Source organism: Pandoraea pnomenusa (assembly GCF_000767615.3).
Classification (GTDB): Bacteria; Pseudomonadota; Gammaproteobacteria; order Burkholderiales; family Burkholderiaceae; genus Pandoraea; species Pandoraea pnomenusa.
Genome location: NZ_CP009553.3, coordinates 1,007,588 through 1,024,387 on the forward strand (window position 1 = coordinate 1,007,588; position 16,800 = coordinate 1,024,387).

Below are 16,800 nucleotides of genomic sequence, written 5' to 3' on the forward strand. Positions count from 1 at the left end.
AGGTCCCGCATGAATTTCGCCCTGATTCTTTTGATCCTGGTGCTGGTGACCGGGGTGGCCTGGGTGGCCGACAAGTTGGTGTTTCAACCGGCGCGCCGCCGGGCCGCACAGGAGGCCGTGGCGCAGTTCGATCAGCAGCAGCTCTCGTTGCAGGGTTCCGGCATTCAGGGCTCCGGTGCCCAGGAAGGCGGCGCGGTGGCAAGCGCGCGCGCGAAGCTACGCGACGAGAAGCTTCGCCAGCCGTGGTGGCTCGAGTACTCGGCGAGCTTCTTCCCGGTGATTCTGGCGGTGTTCGTACTGCGCTCGTTCGTGGTCGAGCCGTTCAAGATTCCGTCGGGTTCCATGATCCCGACGCTGCTCGTGGGCGATTTCATCCTCGTGAACAAGTTCGACTACGGCATTCGCCTGCCGGTGATCAACACGAAGATCATCGACGTGGGCGAGCCCAAGCGCGGCGACGTGGTCGTGTTCCGCTACCCGAAGGATGAGTCCATGGACTACATCAAGCGCGTGATCGGCGTGCCGGGCGATGTGGTGGCGTACCAGAACAAGAAGCTGACGGTCAACGGCGTGCCGGTGCCGGAAACCGCCATGCCGGATTATTTCGACGACGAACACATCGCCTACTTCAAGCAATTCGAAGAAACAGTGGGAGGCGTGAAGCACCGGATTCTGAACGATCCGAACGTGCCGCCGTATATCATGGGCGCCGACGACTTCCCGAACAAGCAGAACTGCCAGTACAACAGCCAGGGCGTGATCTGCAAGGTGCCGCCGGGCAACTATTTCATGATGGGCGACAACCGCGACAACAGTGCGGACAGTCGCTACTGGGGCTTTGTGCCCGAGCAGAACATCGTGGGGCGCGCATTCTTCATCTGGATGAACTTCTCGAATCTCAAGCGCCTCGGCAAATTCCAGTAAGCCGCTCGCGCGCCCCGGGAAATCATCCTTCCGGGGCAAGATTTTATTGATGCGGAAATTGGCAATAATTTGCCAATTTCCGCATTATTGTTTTGTGATTCATGGGTAATGATGTGGCGGGTAGTGACCGCCGGGGAGATGACGTCATGCTCACCTTGGAAATCTCCGATCCATCACGCTCGAGCGAGTCCGAAAAGCCCGTCCGACGGCGGTTAAGCGCGTCGTTTCTTGGCGACGACGCACGCCGGGGCGGGAGCGTCGCGCTATACTTGCGCCATGCCTCAATCTCTGAACCAACTGGAAGAACGCCTCCAGTATCGCTTCCACGATGCGGAATTGCTTTGCCAAGCATTGACGCATCGTAGCCACAGTGCCGCCAACAATGAGCGGTTGGAGTTTCTCGGCGATTCCATTCTGAACTGTTCCGTCGCGGCCATTCTGTTCCGTCGCTACGGCAAGCTCGACGAAGGCGACCTCTCGCGTGTGCGCGCCAATCTCGTCAAGCAGCAGTCCCTGTACGAAATTGCGCAGACGCTTGGCGTGTCGGATTTCCTGCGTCTGGGCGAAGGTGAGCTCAAGAGCGGTGGATTCCGTCGCCCGTCGATTCTGGCCGATACGCTGGAGGCGCTATTCGGCGCGATGTATCTCGACGGCGGGTTCGAAGCGGCTTACGCGGTGATCGAGCGTCTGTATACGCCGGTACTGGAGCATGTCGATCCGAAGACCCTCGGCAAGGATGCGAAGACGCTGCTGCAGGAGTATCTGCAAGGTCACAAGATTGCACTGCCGCAGTACACAGTGATCGCCACGCACGGTGCCGCGCACAACCAGCAATTCGAGGTGGAGTGCACGGTGCCGAAGCTGGACATCAAGGTGGGCGGATCCGGTGCCAGCCGTCGCGCCGCGGAGCAGGCGGCCGCGAAAAAGGCGCTGGAAGAAGTGCAGAAGATGCCGGCACTTGCGAAGCCGAAGGCCGAGAAGAGCGCCAAGGCGGCGAAAAAACGCGCGGCGAAGGCCGCCGCCTCCGAGGCCAAGAAGGCGGAGAAGGCGGGGCAGATGAGCGTTGTGGCCCCTGTGGAAATTCGCGAACCGAAGGACGTGAAGGATGTGAAGGACGGCAGGGAGTCGAGAGAAGGTACCGCCGGCGCGTCCAGCGCACCCGCCATGACGGCATCGGGCGGCAACGTCGCGTCGCGCGCGGCGACGGCCGAAAAGGCGGTGGAGCGAACGCCCGAGAAAGCGCAGGAAAAGACATCGGAAAAGGCGTCCGACAAGATCGACGCCGCCAAGCAACCCCCGGCAGCCGCCTGAGTCCCATTCAAGGGGCGCGCATCGCGCCGGCCCCTTTCAAGAGAGTTACCCACCATGAACGATAAGACGGATTTTCGCTGCGGGACCGTGGCGATCGTCGGGCGTCCGAACGTCGGCAAATCGACGTTGCTCAACGCCCTCGTCGGTCAGAAGATCAGCATTACGTCGCGCAAGGCGCAGACGACGCGACATCGCATTACCGGCATCTGCACCACGGACGACGCGCAGTACATCTTCGTCGATACGCCGGGCTTCCAGACGCGTCACGCAACGGCGCTGAACCGTTCTCTCAATCGCGCCGTGACGTCCACGTTGTCGAGCGTCGATGTCGTGCTATTCGTCATCGAAGCGGGCAACTTCGGCCCGGACGACGAAAAGGTGCTCAAGCTCCTGCCGGAGACCACGCCGGTGCTGCTGATCGTCAACAAGCTCGATCGGATTGCCGACAAGGCCGAAATGCTGCCGTTCCTGCGCAAGGTGGGTGAGGCGCGTGACTTCCGTGAGATCGTGCCGCTTTCGGCAAAGCGTCCGGACGACATCAAGCGCCTGCTGGGCGTGCTGCGTCCGTACCTGCTCGAAGGAGATCCAATCTACGGCGAAGACGATCTTACCGATCGCAGCGAGCGCTTCATGGCCGCTGAAATCCTTCGCGAGAAGGTCTTCCGCTGGACCGGCGACGAGTTGCCCTACACCAGCACGGTCATCATCGACAAGTTCGAGCAGGAAGGCAATCTGCGGCGTATTTTTGCCACTATCCTGGTCGATCGCGACAGCCACAAGGCGATGATCATCGGCAACAAGGGGGCCAAGCTCAAGCAGATTTCCACCGATGCTCGCCTCGACATGGTGAAGCTCTTCGACGGGCCGGTGTATCTGGAGGTCTGGATCAAGGTCAAGGGCGGCTGGGCCGACAACGAGGCCGGCCTGCGGGCGTATGGCTACGAGTGAACTCGACACGACCCGTGACGAAGTTTCCGCGCCGGAATCGGTAACGCCGGCTGCGGCGGCCGCGCCGCGCGCATCGCGAAGCGAGGCCACGGCAGGCAGCACGGCCGCATCGGGTGCGCGGAGCTCGCGTCAGCCGCGCGGCGCGCGCCCCCGTGCGGTGGACGACGATGCGTCGGAGGCCTTCCAGCAGGCCGAAACAAACGCCGACGCCGCGAAACGCGAGACGAAGCGGGTGCGTCGCGTGACGTCGCCAGCGAAGGCGGCCGAGCGCGAGCAAAGCCGAGTGACGGAGCAGCCCGGCTTTGTGCTCCACAGCTATCCGTATCGCGAGACCAGCCTGATTATCGACGTGCTCACGCGCGACCATGGTCGGATTGCGCTGGTGGCGAAGGGGGCGAAGCGTCCACATTCGGCACTGCGCGGTGTGCTCCAGACGTTCCAGCCGCTCTCGCTCGCCTGGCTCGGCAAAGGCGAGCTAAGGACATTGACCAAGGCCGAATGGGTCGGTGGCTTGCGTCCGCTCGAGGGCGACGCCTTGCTCTCCGGCTTCTACCTCAACGAATTGCTGGTGAAGTTCTGCGCGCGCGACGACCCGCACGACAAGTTGTTCCAGCACTATCTCACGACCCTGCATCATCTCGCGCACGGCGAGCCGGCGGGCATCATCCTGCGGGCGTTCGAACGCGTGCTGCTGCGCGAGACTGGCTACGCCGTGGCATTCGACCGTTGCACGCAAACGCGCGGCAAGGTCGTGCCCGAACGTCGCTACGTGTTCCATCCCGACTGGGGCGTGCGACCGGCGCTCGGCGACGAGCCGTCCGACTGGCCCGTCATCAGCGGGCAGACCTTGCTCGACATGGAGCAGGACGACTACTCGCGGGCGCAGACCGTGCAGCAAAGCAAGCTGCTCATGCGCTTTCTTCTCAATCACCATTTGGGCGGTGTGCCGCTCAATACCCGGCAGATCCTGCTCGACCTGCAAAAACTATGAGCCTCTTCTTCCAAGGCAACCCCATCGACCTGGGGGTGAACATCGATCACGTCGCGACCGTGCGCAATGCGCGCGGTACCTCGTACCCCGATCCGATCAAGGCTGCGTTGCTGGCCGAAGAAGCGGGCGCGGATGTCATCACGCTGCATCTGCGCGAGGATCGTCGTCACATTCGCGATGACGACGTGACGAACCTGCGCGACAAGCTGATGACGCGCATGAACCTCGAGTGCGCCGTGACGGAAGAGATGCTGGCGATCGCGTGCCGCGTGAAGCCGCACGACGTCTGCCTCGTGCCGGAGCGTCGCCAGGAACTGACGACCGAGGGTGGGCTGGATGTCGTCGGCCTCTACGACCGGGTGGCTGCGGCCACGCAGCAGCTTGCCGCGGCGGGCAGTCGCGTGTCGCTGTTCATCGACCCGGACGAGGCGCCGATTCGTGCCGCCGCCCGCATGGGGGCGCCCGTGGTCGAGCTGCACACCGGGCGGTATGCCGAAGCCCACGACGAAGCCGCGCGCGAGGCGGAGTTCGCGCGCATCGAGCGTGCCGTGGCGCTGGGTCTGTCGCTGGGCCTTCGCGTGAACGCGGGGCACGGGTTGCACTATGAAAATGTGCAGCCGATCGCCGCCATCGAGGGTATTTCCGAGCTGAACATCGGCCATGCGATCGTGGCCCACGCCATTTTTGCCGGCTGGGAAAACGCCGTTCGCGAGATGAAGGCCATCATGGTCGCCAGCCGTATCGCGGCGCGCGGCTGAACCGCGGCAACATGGTCTACGTCTGCCCATGAGCGAATCCACTCCGCCGTCCCCGGTGTCCTCACCGTCGTCCCAGGCGCCGACCCCGTCGCCATCTCAGTCGCAACCCCAGTCGCCGACGCCGGTGTCGACGCCGGCGGCCCCGCTGGCCACGACGCTCTACGGCGTTGGCACCGACATTCTTCAGATCAGCCGCGTGATCGGCGTGATGGAGCGCACCCGTGGACGTTTCGCCGAGCGCGTGCTGGGTCCGGAGGAACTCAAGGTGTATCACGCGCGTCGGAATCGCTCCGAAGCGCGCGGGCTGGCCTATCTGTGTACCCGTTTCGCGGCGAAGGAAGCCGTGTCGAAGGCCATCGGGCTCGGCATGCGCTCGCCCATGACGTGGCGTGCCGTGCAAACGCTCAATGCGCCATCGGGCAAGCCCGTAGTGGTTGCCTCGGGCGCCTTGGTGCAGTGGCTGGCCGAGCGGCAGTTGACGATCGAAATCTCGATCACGGACGAGAAGGAATATGCGGTCGCGTTTGCGATCGCGTCACGTAACTTAGGCAACATTGGCAATATTGCATCGGAGAATACGCAATGACGAAGCGCAGGCCGGGCCCGGTGATGCTGGACGTCGTCGGGCTGACCCTCAGTGAGGACGACATCCGCCGCATCGATCACCCGCTGACCGGGGGTGTCATCCTGTTTGCCCGCAATTTCGACGACCGCGCGCAACTGTGTTCGCTCACGAAGCAGATTCGCGAGGTGCGCGACGACATCCTGATCGCGGTGGACCACGAGGGCGGGCGCGTGCAACGTTTTCGCACCGACGGCTTCACGCATCTGCCCGCGATGGGCAAGCTGGGCAAGCTCTGGCACGAGGACGTGTTCACGGCCACGCGCGCGGCGACGGCGGTGGGCTACGTGCTGGCGTCCGAACTGCGTGCCTGTGACATCGATCTGAGCTTCACGCCGGTGCTGGACCTGGACTATGGCACGTCGACGGTCATCGGCGACCGCGCGTTCGATGCCGATCCGCGCGTGGTGGCCATGCTGGCCAAGAGTCTGAATCACGGCCTGCTGCTTGCCGGCATGGCGAACTGCGGCAAGCACTTCCCGGGGCATGGTTTTGTCGCGGCCGATTCGCACCACGAGATTCCGGTCGACGAGCGCTCGCTCGACGAAATCCTGTCCGTCGACGCGCAGCCGTACGACTGGCTCGGCATGTCGCTCTCGGCGGTCATGCCGGCGCACGTGATCTACCCGCAGGTCGATCCGAATCCCGCGGGCTTTTCGTCGAAGTGGCTCAAGGACATCCTGCGTGGGCGATATGGCTTCGATGGCGTGATTTTCAGCGACGATCTGTCGATGCAGGGCGCCAGCGCGGCAGGCGACGTCGTGAGCGCCGCGCATGCGGCGATGGCAGCCGGTTGCGATATGGTGCTCATCTGCAATAGCCCGGAGAAAGCCGATCGTCTGCTGCGCGAGATGACGTCGACGCCCGATCCGGTGTCGCAACGTCGTATCAAGCATTTGAAGGGGCGCGGCAAGGCGCACGGCTGGGAGAAGATGCAGACCCAGCCGGAGTACCAGGCCGCGAAGCGCCTCATCGCGCAGACGTTCGGCGCATAGGCCGAGTGGGTGATCGGGCGGGTGGCCGGACGACCCGATCGCCAACCGCGACGCGCAAACAAAAAGCGCTCGATCCCGAAGGGACGAGCGCTTTTTTCGTTACGTGACGGCCGCGTTGCCCGAGGGCGCCGCGGCGGTCCGCTAACGCTTAGACGCGGCTGCGATACGAGTCGTCGCGCGTGTCGATTTCGATCTTGTCGCCGGTGTTGACGAACAGCGGCACCTGGATTTCCAGCAGATCGTTGATCTTGGCGTTCTTCAGCACGCGGCCCGACGACGTGTCGCCCTTGACGGCCGGCTCGGTGTATTCGACAGTGCGCACGAGCGACGTCGGGAGTTCGACCGAGATGGCCTTGTCGTTGTAGAACACGACTTCGCAGGGCATACCGTCTTCCAGGTACTTGATGGCGTTGTCCATGTTCTCGGCTTCGACTTCGTACTGGTTGTAGTCGGCGTCCATGAACACGTACATCGGGTCGGCGAAGTACGAGTAGGTCACTTCCTTCTTGTCGAGCACGACGACGTCGAACTTGTCGTCGGCCTTGTACGCGAATTCGCCGCGGCCTTCGCTCAGCAGCTTCTTGTACTTCATCTTGACGACGCTGGAGTTACGGCCCGACTTGACGTATTCGGTCTTGAGTACGACATTGGGCTCGCCGTCGATCATGACGACGTTGCCGACGCGGAGTTCTTGAGCGGTTTTCATAAAAAACGAGATCCTGTGACGAAATAAGCGATTTGCCGCTTGTTGAGCGCTTCCATACGCTCATTCGCCGCTTGATTCCCGCATCCGCCGGAACGATCCGGGACAGCGGTTCAGCAGCAAAGCGTTGAAAAACCAGCTATTTTACCTGATTTTCCGCAAAGCTTGCCAGTTGTCGCGCGAGGTCGGGGAGCGTCGCCTGCGCGTTGGCCCACACCCGCGCGTACCGCTGCAATTCCGGCAAGGCGGCGGCCAGTGCCGGCCAGTCCGGCGCCGTGCTGGCGTAACCGTTCCAGAGATGCCAGAAAGTGCGCAGCGCCTCACGGGCAGCGTGGCTCAATGGCGCGGCATCGGTGCCGGCGTCGGCCTTGCGAGCGGCCCAGTCGCTCAGATAGCGTGAGAGGAAGGCGTCCAGCTTCTCATGGTGGGCGTTTTCGCGCTGCGGATAAATGTGCCAGACGAACGGTTTGGCCGCCCATTGCGCCCGCACGAACGAATCTTCCCCGCGCACGAAATTCAGGTCGCAGGCCCACAGCAGCGTGTCGAATTCGGACTGCGGAACGAACGGCAGCCCAAGGACCGTCAGCGCCCCGCGCGACGCCGACTCGCGCGGGGCAAGGGCATCGCGGCCGAACCAGGCGCCCACGGCAGGCGCGATGCGCCCCTGCGGGACGAGGCAGACGATCGGCGTCGTGCTGCTGGCCCATTGGTCGAGCAACGCCGGCAGCGCGGCGTTTTCGTAGGCGAAGAGCGAAATCACGAGGGCGTCTCGCGGCGCCTCGGCGAGTCCGGGCACGCGTTGCCACCAGGCGTCCTGCAACTCGCGCGATGCGAGGAAGGCGTCTCTGCGCGAAAGCAGTTCGCGTTCGCGTGCGAGGCCGCCCGTGCGCTCGGTGAAGCCGGGGAAAAAGAACGTCTTGAGGAGCCCCAGTTGTGGGTGCACCGATTTCTGCAGATGGCAGCCTTCCACCCAGTCTTCGGCGCTCAGATAGTCGAGATTGATCCAGACCGGCGCATTGCCGGCCAGCTTGCGCGCGTGCATCGCCTCGACGTAGGTCTCGGGAATCCGGCAGGCGAACGCCTCGATGACGATGTCGCCCGGCGCATTGTCGTCGGTCACCGGGCCGAAGTCGGCATCCCAGCGCCTCACGTCAACGCCGTCGCACCGCTGTGCGGCGCGCGAGGTGTCGATGTCCGGGCGCAGGTGACGGAAACTTGCGAGGTCGTCGACCCACAGCCGCACCGACCAGCCATGCTCCCGCACGAGTTGCCGGGCGAGTCGCCAGCACACGCCGATGTCGCCGAAATTGTCGACGACGGTGCAGAACAGATCGCAGCGGGGCACCAGGGGAAAGGCGCTCGCAGCGTGGGATGAGGTGGACAGGGACATTGAGAAGCGGCAACGCGGATTGGTCTAAACTTCTGATTTTAGTCCCTGTGACGCGTGACGTTCGCCATCGGCGCCAAGTCGTCAGCGCGGCACTCGCAGTGAAGCCCCGATCGCCAGAGTCCATGACAGAAGACGCCAACGACGTCGTCCCTCCGCGCAAGTCCCGCAAGGCGAAAGCCGCCACGGCGACGGATGCCGCGCAACCGCCGGCCCCTTCGGCACAGACGGCGAACGACGCGCCGCTGTTCGACGCCCGCAAGTTGCTCGCGCAACTGCCCAATCTGCCGGGCGTCTACCGCTACTACGATGCGGCGGGCAACGTGCTGTACGTTGGCAAGGCGCGCAATCTCAAGAAGCGCGTGTCGAGCTACTTCAACAAGACGCAGCTCTCGCCGCGCATCGCATTGATGGTCGCGCGCATCGCGAAACTCGAGACGACCGTCACGCGATCGGAAACCGAGGCGCTGCTGCTCGAGAATAACCTGATCAAGGCGCTGCATCCCCGGTACAACATTCTGTTCCGCGACGACAAGTCGTATCCGTTTCTGAAGCTCACGCAGCACAAGTATCCGCGCATGGCGTATTACCGGGGATCGGTGGATCGTCGCGGGCAGTACTTCGGGCCGTTCCCGAGCGCGTGGGCCGTGCGTGAGAGCATCCAGATTCTCCAGAAGGTTTTCCAGTTGCGGACCTGCGAGGACTCGGTCTTTTCGAATCGCACGCGGCCGTGCCTGCTGCATCAGATCGAGCGGTGCAGCGCGCCATGCGTCGGCGCGATTCAGGACGAAGACTATGCCCGCGACGTGAACAATGCGGCGGCGTTCCTCTCGGGGCGCCAGAACGAAGTGCTCGGCGCGTTGGAGAGCAAGATGATGGCGTACGCCGAGGCGCTTCAGTTCGAGCAGGCGGCGGTCGTGCGCAATCAGATGCAGGCGCTTTCCGGCGTGCTCCAGCAGCAGTCGGTGGAGACCGCGGGCGATGTCGATGCCGACATTCTTGCTGTCGCTTACGCGGGCGGCCGCGCGTGCGTGAACCTCGCCATGGTGCGCGGCGGGCGCCATCTGGGCGACAAAGCGTACTTTCCGGCGCATGTGGAGCGTGGCGTCGAGGGCGGCATTGCCGACGAGTTCGACGAGGACGCCGCCATTCCGGCGACGGCCGCCGATGACGAATCGCACGAAGCCGGAACCGCCGGCGACATCGCGGGCGAGATGCCGTCGGATATGCCGTCGGATACGCCGTCGGCATCGCTCGAGTCGAGGTTGCTGGAGGCGTTCGTCGCGCAGCACTATCTGGGCCAGTCCGTGCCGCCGGTGCTGATCGTGAGCCACGCATTGCCGAGCGACGAGTTGCTCGCCGCGTTGTCGGAGCAGGCCGGCCGCCGTATCGCGATGGTGCGGCAACCGCAGGGCCAGCGCCGCGCATGGCTCGACATGGCGTTGCAGGGGGCGCAGTTGGCGCTGACCCGGTTGTTGACGGAGCAGGGCAGTCAGCAGGCCCGAACGCGCGAGCTGGTGCAGACGATCGGGCTCGACATCGACGACCCGGCGCTGCTGCGCGTGGAATGCTTCGACATCAGCCACACGCAGGGCGAAGCGACGCAGGCGTCGTGCGTGGTGTTCCATCATCACAAGATGCAGACGAGCGAATACCGTCGCTACAACATCACCGGCATTACGCCGGGCGACGATTACGCGGCGATGCGTCAGGTGCTCACGCGCCGGTACGGCCGCTTGATGGAGGCGGCCGCCTCGACCGTGAGCGACGCGACTGATCCGTCGTCCGTGGCGGCCGATGTCGCGCGAGCGGAGGCCGGCACGGAGGTGATGCCCGACAGCGCCGCAGTGTCGGCGGGCGATGCAAGCCAGGTTAGCGGCGCGCCCGGGACGGCGGCTGCGCCGTCGGCGCCGTCGGACGCTTCGGACGTGGAGGGCAATCTGCCGCAACTGGTGCTGATCGACGGCGGCAAGGGGCAGGTCGAAGTGGCGCGACAGGTCTTCGTCGAGCTGGGCATCGACATCGGACGGCTGGTGGGGGTGGCCAAGGGCGAGGGCCGCAAGGTGGGCCTCGAGACGCTGATCTTCGCCGACGGACGCGCCCCGCTGGAGCTTGGGCGCGAGAGCGCCGTGCTGATGTTGATCGCGCAGATTCGCGACGAGGCGCACCGTTTTGCCATCACCGGCATGCGGGCCAAGCGCGCGAAGGCGCGCCAGACGTCGCGGCTCGAGGAGATCGAGGGCATCGGCGCGAAGCGCCGTCAGCGGTTGCTGATGCGATTCGGCGGGCTGCAGGGCGTGGCTTCCGCGAGCATCGACGAACTGGCAAGCGTGGAGGGCATCTCGACAACGTTGGCCGAGCAGATTTACCGCCAGTTGCATTGAGCGGCGTGTCGCCGATGCGAGGTTCGAGTCAACGGCCCGGTGGCGTCTCAGGTGTCGCCGTGGAACAGCAGCCGCATGACGGTCTCGTTGTCGACGGTTTCGCCGGAGAGCGTGCGTGCTAGCAGTTCGCCGCCGACCACCGGCGGCGCGAAGATCATGTCCGGCTGCACGCGCTTGAGCTTGCTCAGATGCTTGCTGTCGTTGACCGAAGCGATGGTGCGCACCGACGGTGCGATTTCCTTGGCGGCGAGCACGATGAAGGCGTTTTCGGAGTCGTCGGCCCGCAGCGCCAGCAAGGCTTTCGCGCGTTCGATGCCGGCATGGCTCAGCACATTGTTGTCGCTGGCGTCGCCGTGGATTACGTCGGCATCTTCCGGGTAGGGGTTGTCGGAGCCGTTGGCGATGATGACTGTGACGGGCCAGCCGCGCTTGGTCAGTTCGTGGTGGACGTTGACGGCGAGCGGCGACGTACCGGCGACGATGTAGTGGTTCTTTCTGATCACGTGAGTGAATCTCCCCGCGAGAATTTTCCTGAGATTGCCGCCGACGAGCGGGCCGATCACGACCGTCAACGAGGTCGCGAACACGCTGATGCCGAACAGGATGACGGATGCGGTGAACAATCGTGCATCGGTCGTATGCGGCACGATGTCGCCGTAGCCCACGGTGGTCATCGTCACGATGGCGAAGTAGAACGCCGTGGCGAGATCGGTGACGGCGGGCTGGAATTCGCGGCCGAGGTACATCGTGCCGAACGTCGAGTAGACGAGCAGTGCGAACACGGCCACGAGTGTGTAGAGCGTGGCGGCGGCGAAGCTGGCGCGGTCGAATTCGCGCCAATACCAAAGCAGCAGTGCGAAGCAGGCGACCGAGAGAACGAACGTGAGATCGAAGCGGATGTCGAGGTGGAAATTGATCGCGGCGGCGAGCGTGAGCATCACGAGCGTGAAGGCCCAGGCGGTGCGTGCGCGAATGGCGAGTCCGCAGGCGAGCGCGACGAGCGCCAGGCCGACGAGTGCGCGGGGCAAGTGAGAGAAGTCGATGCGCTCGATGGCGTTCAGGCCGAACAGCAGCCGGGGCAGGTGGGTGGCTTCGATGCGTTCGAGCGCGGACATGTCGCCGCGCACGAAGAGGTCGATGAGCAGGGTGCCGGGCACGCGCAGCAGCACGGAGGCGACGAGCAGCAGACCGTCGATCCCGACGAGCGCCGCGATGAGGATGTGCGGCGACAGCAGCGGCCGTCGCGGGGCGGACAGGGGCCAGGGCAGTTTCACGAGATCGGCGCTATTGGCAGGTGGTTGCGAGCAAGATAGGGGCACACCGGCGCACATGTCAACAGGCGCGCGGGCGCTCCGGCCTTGTCGCTGCGGGGCATACACGGCACAATGCGGGTCTGGTACGGCTGCCGAGTGCGCCGTGTGTCGACTGCTGTGTGCCGAACTCATGCTGCCATGCCTTTCAACGTCCCCATCTTCCTGACCTGGCTTCGGATCGTGCTGATCCCGCTGGTGGTCGGCGTCTACTATTTGCCGACGACGTGGCTGTCGTCGGTCGAGATGAACTGGGTGGCGTGCGCCATCTTCGTGCTGGCGGCGTTGACCGACTGGTTCGACGGGTTTCTGGCGCGGCGCTGGAACCAGACGTCGGCCTTCGGGGCGTTTCTGGACCCGGTGGCCGACAAGCTGATGGTGGCGGCGGCGCTGCTGATGCTGTTGCAGATGGGACGGATCAACGCGTTGGTGGCATTGATCATCATTGGCCGCGAGATCACGATTTCGGCGTTGCGCGAATGGATGGCGCAGATTGGCGCGTCGCGCAGCGTGGCGGTGCACCAGTTGGGCAAGATCAAGACGGCGGCGCAGATGGTGGCGATTCCACTGTTGCTGTTCAACGGCGTACTGGCGTGGGGCGGGTTGCGTTTCGACACGCGGTTTTGGGGCACGTGGTTGATTTACGTGGCGGCGGTTCTCACGTTGTGGTCGATGCTGTATTATCTGCGCCGCGCATGGCCGCAGATTCGCGAGCGTGGTGGCGTCAAGATGTGAGCGCAAGTCTCTGAGGATGCGGGATTTGCGCGGTGGAGGAGAAAAATCTCCACAAATTTTCGGTGCAGGTGCTTGACACTGAATCGCGGTTTGGACATAATCTCCTTCTCGCTGCTACGGCACTAGCCCGGCAGCGAAGTTTTAAGAAGTGGTTGGATTGGTAGTACGCATGACAATGCGGGAGTAGCTCAGTTGGTAGAGCGCAACCTTGCCAAGGTTGAGGTCGCGAGTTCGAGACTCGTCTCCCGCTCCAGTTTTCACACTGGACATTGAGTGAGTGAATCCTTGGTGTTCGGTGTCATGCGGGAGTAGCTCAGTTGGTAGAGCGCAACCTTGCCAAGGTTGAGGTCGCGAGTTCGAGACTCGTCTCCCGCTCCAAATCCAGAGGGAAGCCTGGCTTCCCTTTTTATTTGCCGAAGAGCCCACGGCGATCGATCCGACGGGCGCCCTCGATGGCGACAGCGAGTGGTTACAATGCGGCATATCCCGATGGCGGGATGGCAGAGTGGTCATGCAGCGGCCTGCAAAGCCGTGTACGCCGGTTCGATTCCGACTCCCGCCTCCAAAATTCAAAAGCCCTGACTTGTCAGGGCTTTTTCTTTTTCTACGCTGCTATGGTGCTTCAGCGCTAATCGGCGAGTTCATCTGTATATCGCTGGCGCGCCATGTCGAGTGTGCCGACGACTGCGATCGGCCAAGAGCGGTCGCTCGACGTAGATTCCCGATGCGGTGATAATTGGTCCCCAATCTCGACACCTTGCCATCCACGCAATGGAACGCGCTCGAATCACGGACCCAGCGCTTCTCTCCGTGCAAACCGAATTGTCATCGAGAGAACCGATTTTCCACCGGCCAGAGCGTGGAACCGACCGTGCGGCTTTCGAATCGATGACCGACGCCAGTTTTTGGGAGGTGGGAGCATCGGGACGACTCTATAGTCGGCAGTACGTGCTCGACACGCTGGAGGAGCGATACGCCAGCCCGGTCGAAGACAATTGGGAGACGAAGGACTTTTTCTGCCAGGAAATTGCTCCCGATACTTACCTGCTGACATATGCGCTGCTGCAGGGCGCTAAGACTACGCGGCGCGCGACACTTTGGAGGCGTTCGTCCGAAGGCTGGAAGATCCTCTACCACCAAGGGACGATCGTTGAATCTCTGTAAATGGATCGGGAGGGTTTTTCGATTGGGATGAATCGACGTGTGTCTTTGGTGGTTCCAGAGCGAGCGAGACGACGTTGTTCGTCTGAGTGCGGTCAGAAGCGGACGATTGACGTCTGTGCTGGGTTCTTCGGCAATCTGCAACGACAGGCCACGACTTGATGTCGTTAAACAAATCTTCTTCGACATGGCACACGAATACCTCGTCATTTTTCAATACCACGAACCTGAACCACGACAGCTATTCGAGCGCGGAGTGATCGAAGATTATGAATCGATGACCGGAGTTTTCATCGCGGCGGAGTCAGCAGAAGATGCTTTGATTTGGTGCGAGGCAATCGCCCAAGAGGTCCTTTCGTGCTGCAATAACGACAGGTCGATAGCGTGGAAGCAGTTGGGGTATTCGTGTCGGATTGAATCCGATCCCGACACATCGCCATGGAGTCATTGTTTGGGCTTCTTTCAGCATGTGCGGGTCGGCGAAATGCCCAATGTCGACGCCATGGGTACCAACGCCTACGTTCTCTGGCAGAAGGGATAGCACGACTCTCCCACCACACGCTGTCCCAGTGACTGGTTTTGAGAAATGCGAGGGGCCGCATTGGGGCGTTAGCGCCCTGTCACGGCCGAGAACATTCGGCCAGACGAGGGCATCCACAATGGCGGCTCGACAGTTGTCCCCCCCCGGGAATGGCTCCCCAATCGGATGACGGAAAGACCGCGACCTTCCCAGCGGCTCGTCTTGACGGTAGCATCGGCATGCCCGCAATCTCGCGGCCCCGCATCTCAGTCTCCTCTCCGTCTCCTATTGCGCCTCCTATGCCAGGTTCACGAGCCGCTTCCGTCGTCCATAGCGCATCCGTCCCTATGCTGCAGAGTCGCGGCGCACATCTCGACGACTTGCTGCTCTTCACCCTCGTGGTCGATGCCGGCGGATTCAGTGCCGCGGAGCGGCAGACCGGGATCGCCAAGTCGCGGTTGTCCCGCCGGGTGGCGACACTCGAGCGCGCGCTCGGCGTGCGGCTGCTGCACCGTTCGGGGCAAGCCTTCGGCCTCACGCCGGTGGGCGAGGCCGTGCTCGCGCACGCGCGAGAGGCCGCCGTGCACGTCGACAAGATCGGCGCCCTCACGCGCAATGCCGTTGCGGAGCCATCGGGCGTGATCCACCTCCACACGTCCGTGCTGATCGCCGAGACCACGCTTCCCCCCATCCTGGCCGAGTTCGCGCGCGCGCACCCGGGCGTGCGGGTGCAGTTGACGCTTTCGAATCGCTTTGTCGATCTTGCCGAGGAGCGACTGGATCTGGTCATTCGCGCGGCCGTTGTGCCTCTCGCCTCGGAGGACGTGATCGCCATGCCGGTGGCGACATCGGCGTCGATGGTCGTAGCCCATCCGTCGTTGCTGAAAGCCGACGGTCCGCCCGCGCGCCTCGACGAGTTGTCCGCCTACCCCTGTCTCGCGCAGGGCACGCTGGCAAATCCGCGGCCATGGCAGTTCGTCGACGCAGATGACAAACCGATCGATATCGCCATCACGCCAGGCATTGCCGTGGATAACCTGCTGGTCATCCGCGAACTCGCGCTGCGCGGCGCCGGCATGGCACAGTTGCCGTCCTATCTTTGCCAGGACGCCATCGATGACGGCACGCTGGTGCCCGTGCTGCAAGCCGTGCGCTCGCGCCCGGCCACGCTTTACGCCATGTATCCCAGCCGGCGCGGCATCACGTCGGCCGTGCGTGTGTTCCTCGAACTCTTGCGCGCAAGGTGGGCGTCCGATCCGGCCACCGCCTGATCGCTGGTGTCCTCCCGTCCTCATGTCCGGTGGGGGGCGTTCCAGTTCCGCAACGCCTCGTTGCAACCTGTAGGCTTCCTGTCACGGGAGCGAGCCGGTAAGGTACGCCGGATCGACGGCCCCGGTCGTCAGTACAGTGCCGTGACAATCGCTGCACGGCTTACATTCACCCCCCAAGTCCACATATCGCTCGATGACAGGAAGCCAGATCATGACCAAGCAGATTTTCATCAACTTGCCCGTGACACACCTGCCGCGATCCCAGGCCTTCTACGAGGCCATCGGCGCGGTCAACAACCCCGCGTTTACGGATGAAACCGCGGCATGCATGGTGATCTCCGAGACGATTTACGTCATGCTGCTGACCCACGACAAATGGCGCCAGTTCACGGGTAAGCGAATCGTCGATGCGCACGCGGAGGCCCAGGTATTGCTGTGTCTGTCAGCGGGTGGACGGGCGGAGGTGTCCGAACTCGTGCAGAAGGCGACCGACGCCGGCGGCAAGGCGGACCCCACGCCTGTTCAGGATTTCGGCTTCATGTACGGACGCAGCTTCGAGGATCTGGACGGTCATATCTGGGAGGTGATGTGGATGGACCCGGACGCCATTCCGCCTCACGGTTGAAGGCCCGACGACGTCGCGCGGCTCGCGAACACGATGCGAGCCGCACCGTTGTTATGAGCCGTCAGTCACTCCGGCTGGCGACGTCTCGTGACGTAACGGTCATTGGCGCCACCCCCGGCGACGACACATGCCAGCCCCAGTCGCGCCGATGGGGA

16 protein-coding genes and 3 tRNA genes are annotated in these 16,800 nt (G+C 63.4%); 16 read left to right on the plus strand and 3 right to left on the minus strand.

Annotated elements, in window-relative coordinates; all coding sequences use genetic code 11:
• Positions 1-9: 9 nt before the first annotated feature.
• From lepB to nagZ, 7 genes are all read left to right on the plus strand, one after another.
• Positions 10-924: a signal peptidase I gene (gene lepB / locus LV28_RS28630; RefSeq protein WP_023594422.1), complete on the plus strand. Its 915-nt coding sequence runs from the start codon at positions 10-12 to the stop codon at positions 922-924.
• 276 nt (positions 925-1,200) lie between these two features.
• Entirely contained in the window at positions 1,201-2,235 is a 1,035-nt protein-coding gene (gene rnc, locus LV28_RS28635) for a ribonuclease III (protein WP_023872202.1), read from the plus strand.
• A 54-nt stretch (positions 2,236-2,289) separates the two neighbouring features.
• Entirely contained in the window at positions 2,290-3,183 is an 894-nt protein-coding gene (era, locus tag LV28_RS28640; RefSeq protein ID WP_023594424.1) for a GTPase Era, read from the plus strand.
• The gene (gene recO, locus LV28_RS28645; protein WP_038618660.1) at positions 3,170-4,174 is read left to right on the plus strand and encodes a DNA repair protein RecO; all 1,005 of its coding nucleotides are present in this window, start codon (positions 3,170-3,172) and stop codon (positions 4,172-4,174) included. The genes era and recO overlap by 14 nt, the downstream gene beginning before the upstream one ends.
• Positions 4,171-4,932: a pyridoxine 5'-phosphate synthase gene (gene pdxJ, locus LV28_RS28650; protein ID WP_023872200.1), complete on the plus strand. Its 762-nt coding sequence runs from the start codon at positions 4,171-4,173 to the stop codon at positions 4,930-4,932. The genes recO and pdxJ overlap by 4 nt, the downstream gene beginning before the upstream one ends.
• Positions 4,933-5,056: 124 nt before the next feature.
• On the plus strand, positions 5,057-5,518 hold the full coding sequence (gene acpS / locus LV28_RS28655; RefSeq protein WP_023594427.1) for a holo-ACP synthase: 462 nt from the start codon (positions 5,057-5,059) through the stop codon (positions 5,516-5,518).
• Positions 5,515-6,549 (plus strand): beta-N-acetylhexosaminidase, encoded by a 1,035-nt coding sequence (gene nagZ / locus LV28_RS28660; RefSeq protein WP_023872199.1) that lies wholly within the window; start codon positions 5,515-5,517, stop codon positions 6,547-6,549. Before acpS ends, nagZ begins: the two co-directional genes overlap by 4 nt.
• A gap of 148 nt (positions 6,550-6,697) precedes the next feature.
• On the opposite strand, the gene efp is transcribed toward nagZ, so the two are convergent.
• Both efp and earP read right to left on the minus strand, forming a co-directional pair.
• On the minus strand, positions 6,698-7,255 hold the full coding sequence (gene efp / locus LV28_RS28665) for an elongation factor P (RefSeq protein ID WP_023594429.1): 558 nt from the start codon (positions 7,253-7,255) through the stop codon (positions 6,698-6,700).
• A 136-nt stretch (positions 7,256-7,391) separates the two neighbouring features.
• Positions 7,392-8,642 carry an elongation factor P maturation arginine rhamnosyltransferase EarP gene (gene earP, locus LV28_RS28670; RefSeq protein ID WP_023872198.1) on the minus strand — a complete coding sequence of 417 codons (1,251 nt, stop codon included), beginning with the start codon at positions 8,640-8,642 and terminating at the stop codon, positions 7,392-7,394.
• Between the two features lie 122 nt (positions 8,643-8,764).
• On the opposite strand from earP, the gene uvrC reads away from it, so the two are divergent.
• On the plus strand, positions 8,765-11,023 hold the full coding sequence (gene uvrC / locus LV28_RS28675; protein WP_023594431.1) for an excinuclease ABC subunit UvrC: 2,259 nt from the start codon (positions 8,765-8,767) through the stop codon (positions 11,021-11,023).
• 47 nt (positions 11,024-11,070) lie between these two features.
• Here uvrC and kch read toward each other — a convergent pair whose 3' ends face one another.
• Positions 11,071-12,297 (minus strand): voltage-gated potassium channel protein, encoded by a 1,227-nt coding sequence (gene kch, locus LV28_RS28680; protein ID WP_255315181.1) that lies wholly within the window; start codon positions 12,295-12,297, stop codon positions 11,071-11,073.
• A 177-nt stretch (positions 12,298-12,474) separates the two neighbouring features.
• Between kch and pgsA the strand changes: the two genes are divergently transcribed.
• The 8 genes from pgsA to LV28_RS28720 all read left to right on the plus strand — a co-directional run bounded on the left by pgsA (position 12,475) and on the right by LV28_RS28720 (position 16,645).
• Positions 12,475-13,068 carry a CDP-diacylglycerol--glycerol-3-phosphate 3-phosphatidyltransferase gene (gene pgsA, locus LV28_RS28685; RefSeq protein WP_023594433.1) on the plus strand — a complete coding sequence of 198 codons (594 nt, stop codon included), beginning with the start codon at positions 12,475-12,477 and terminating at the stop codon, positions 13,066-13,068.
• 177 nt (positions 13,069-13,245) lie between these two features.
• Positions 13,246-13,321 (plus strand) — tRNA-Gly (locus tag LV28_RS28690).
• Between the two features lie 49 nt (positions 13,322-13,370).
• A tRNA-Gly gene (locus LV28_RS28695) sits at positions 13,371-13,446 on the plus strand.
• A gap of 113 nt (positions 13,447-13,559) precedes the next feature.
• Positions 13,560-13,633, plus strand: a tRNA-Cys gene (locus LV28_RS28700).
• A gap of 206 nt (positions 13,634-13,839) precedes the next feature.
• Positions 13,840-14,232 (plus strand): nuclear transport factor 2 family protein, encoded by a 393-nt coding sequence (locus LV28_RS28705; protein ID WP_038618657.1) that lies wholly within the window; start codon positions 13,840-13,842, stop codon positions 14,230-14,232.
• A 115-nt stretch (positions 14,233-14,347) separates the two neighbouring features.
• Entirely contained in the window at positions 14,348-14,770 is a 423-nt protein-coding gene (locus tag LV28_RS28710) for a hypothetical protein (protein WP_224785287.1), read from the plus strand.
• 326 nt (positions 14,771-15,096) lie between these two features.
• Positions 15,097-16,020: a LysR family transcriptional regulator gene (locus LV28_RS28715; protein ID WP_038618654.1), complete on the plus strand. Its 924-nt coding sequence runs from the start codon at positions 15,097-15,099 to the stop codon at positions 16,018-16,020.
• Between the two features lie 211 nt (positions 16,021-16,231).
• Positions 16,232-16,645 carry a VOC family protein gene (locus tag LV28_RS28720; RefSeq protein WP_023594437.1) on the plus strand — a complete coding sequence of 138 codons (414 nt, stop codon included), beginning with the start codon at positions 16,232-16,234 and terminating at the stop codon, positions 16,643-16,645.
• The last annotated feature ends 155 nt before the right edge of the window (positions 16,646-16,800 follow it).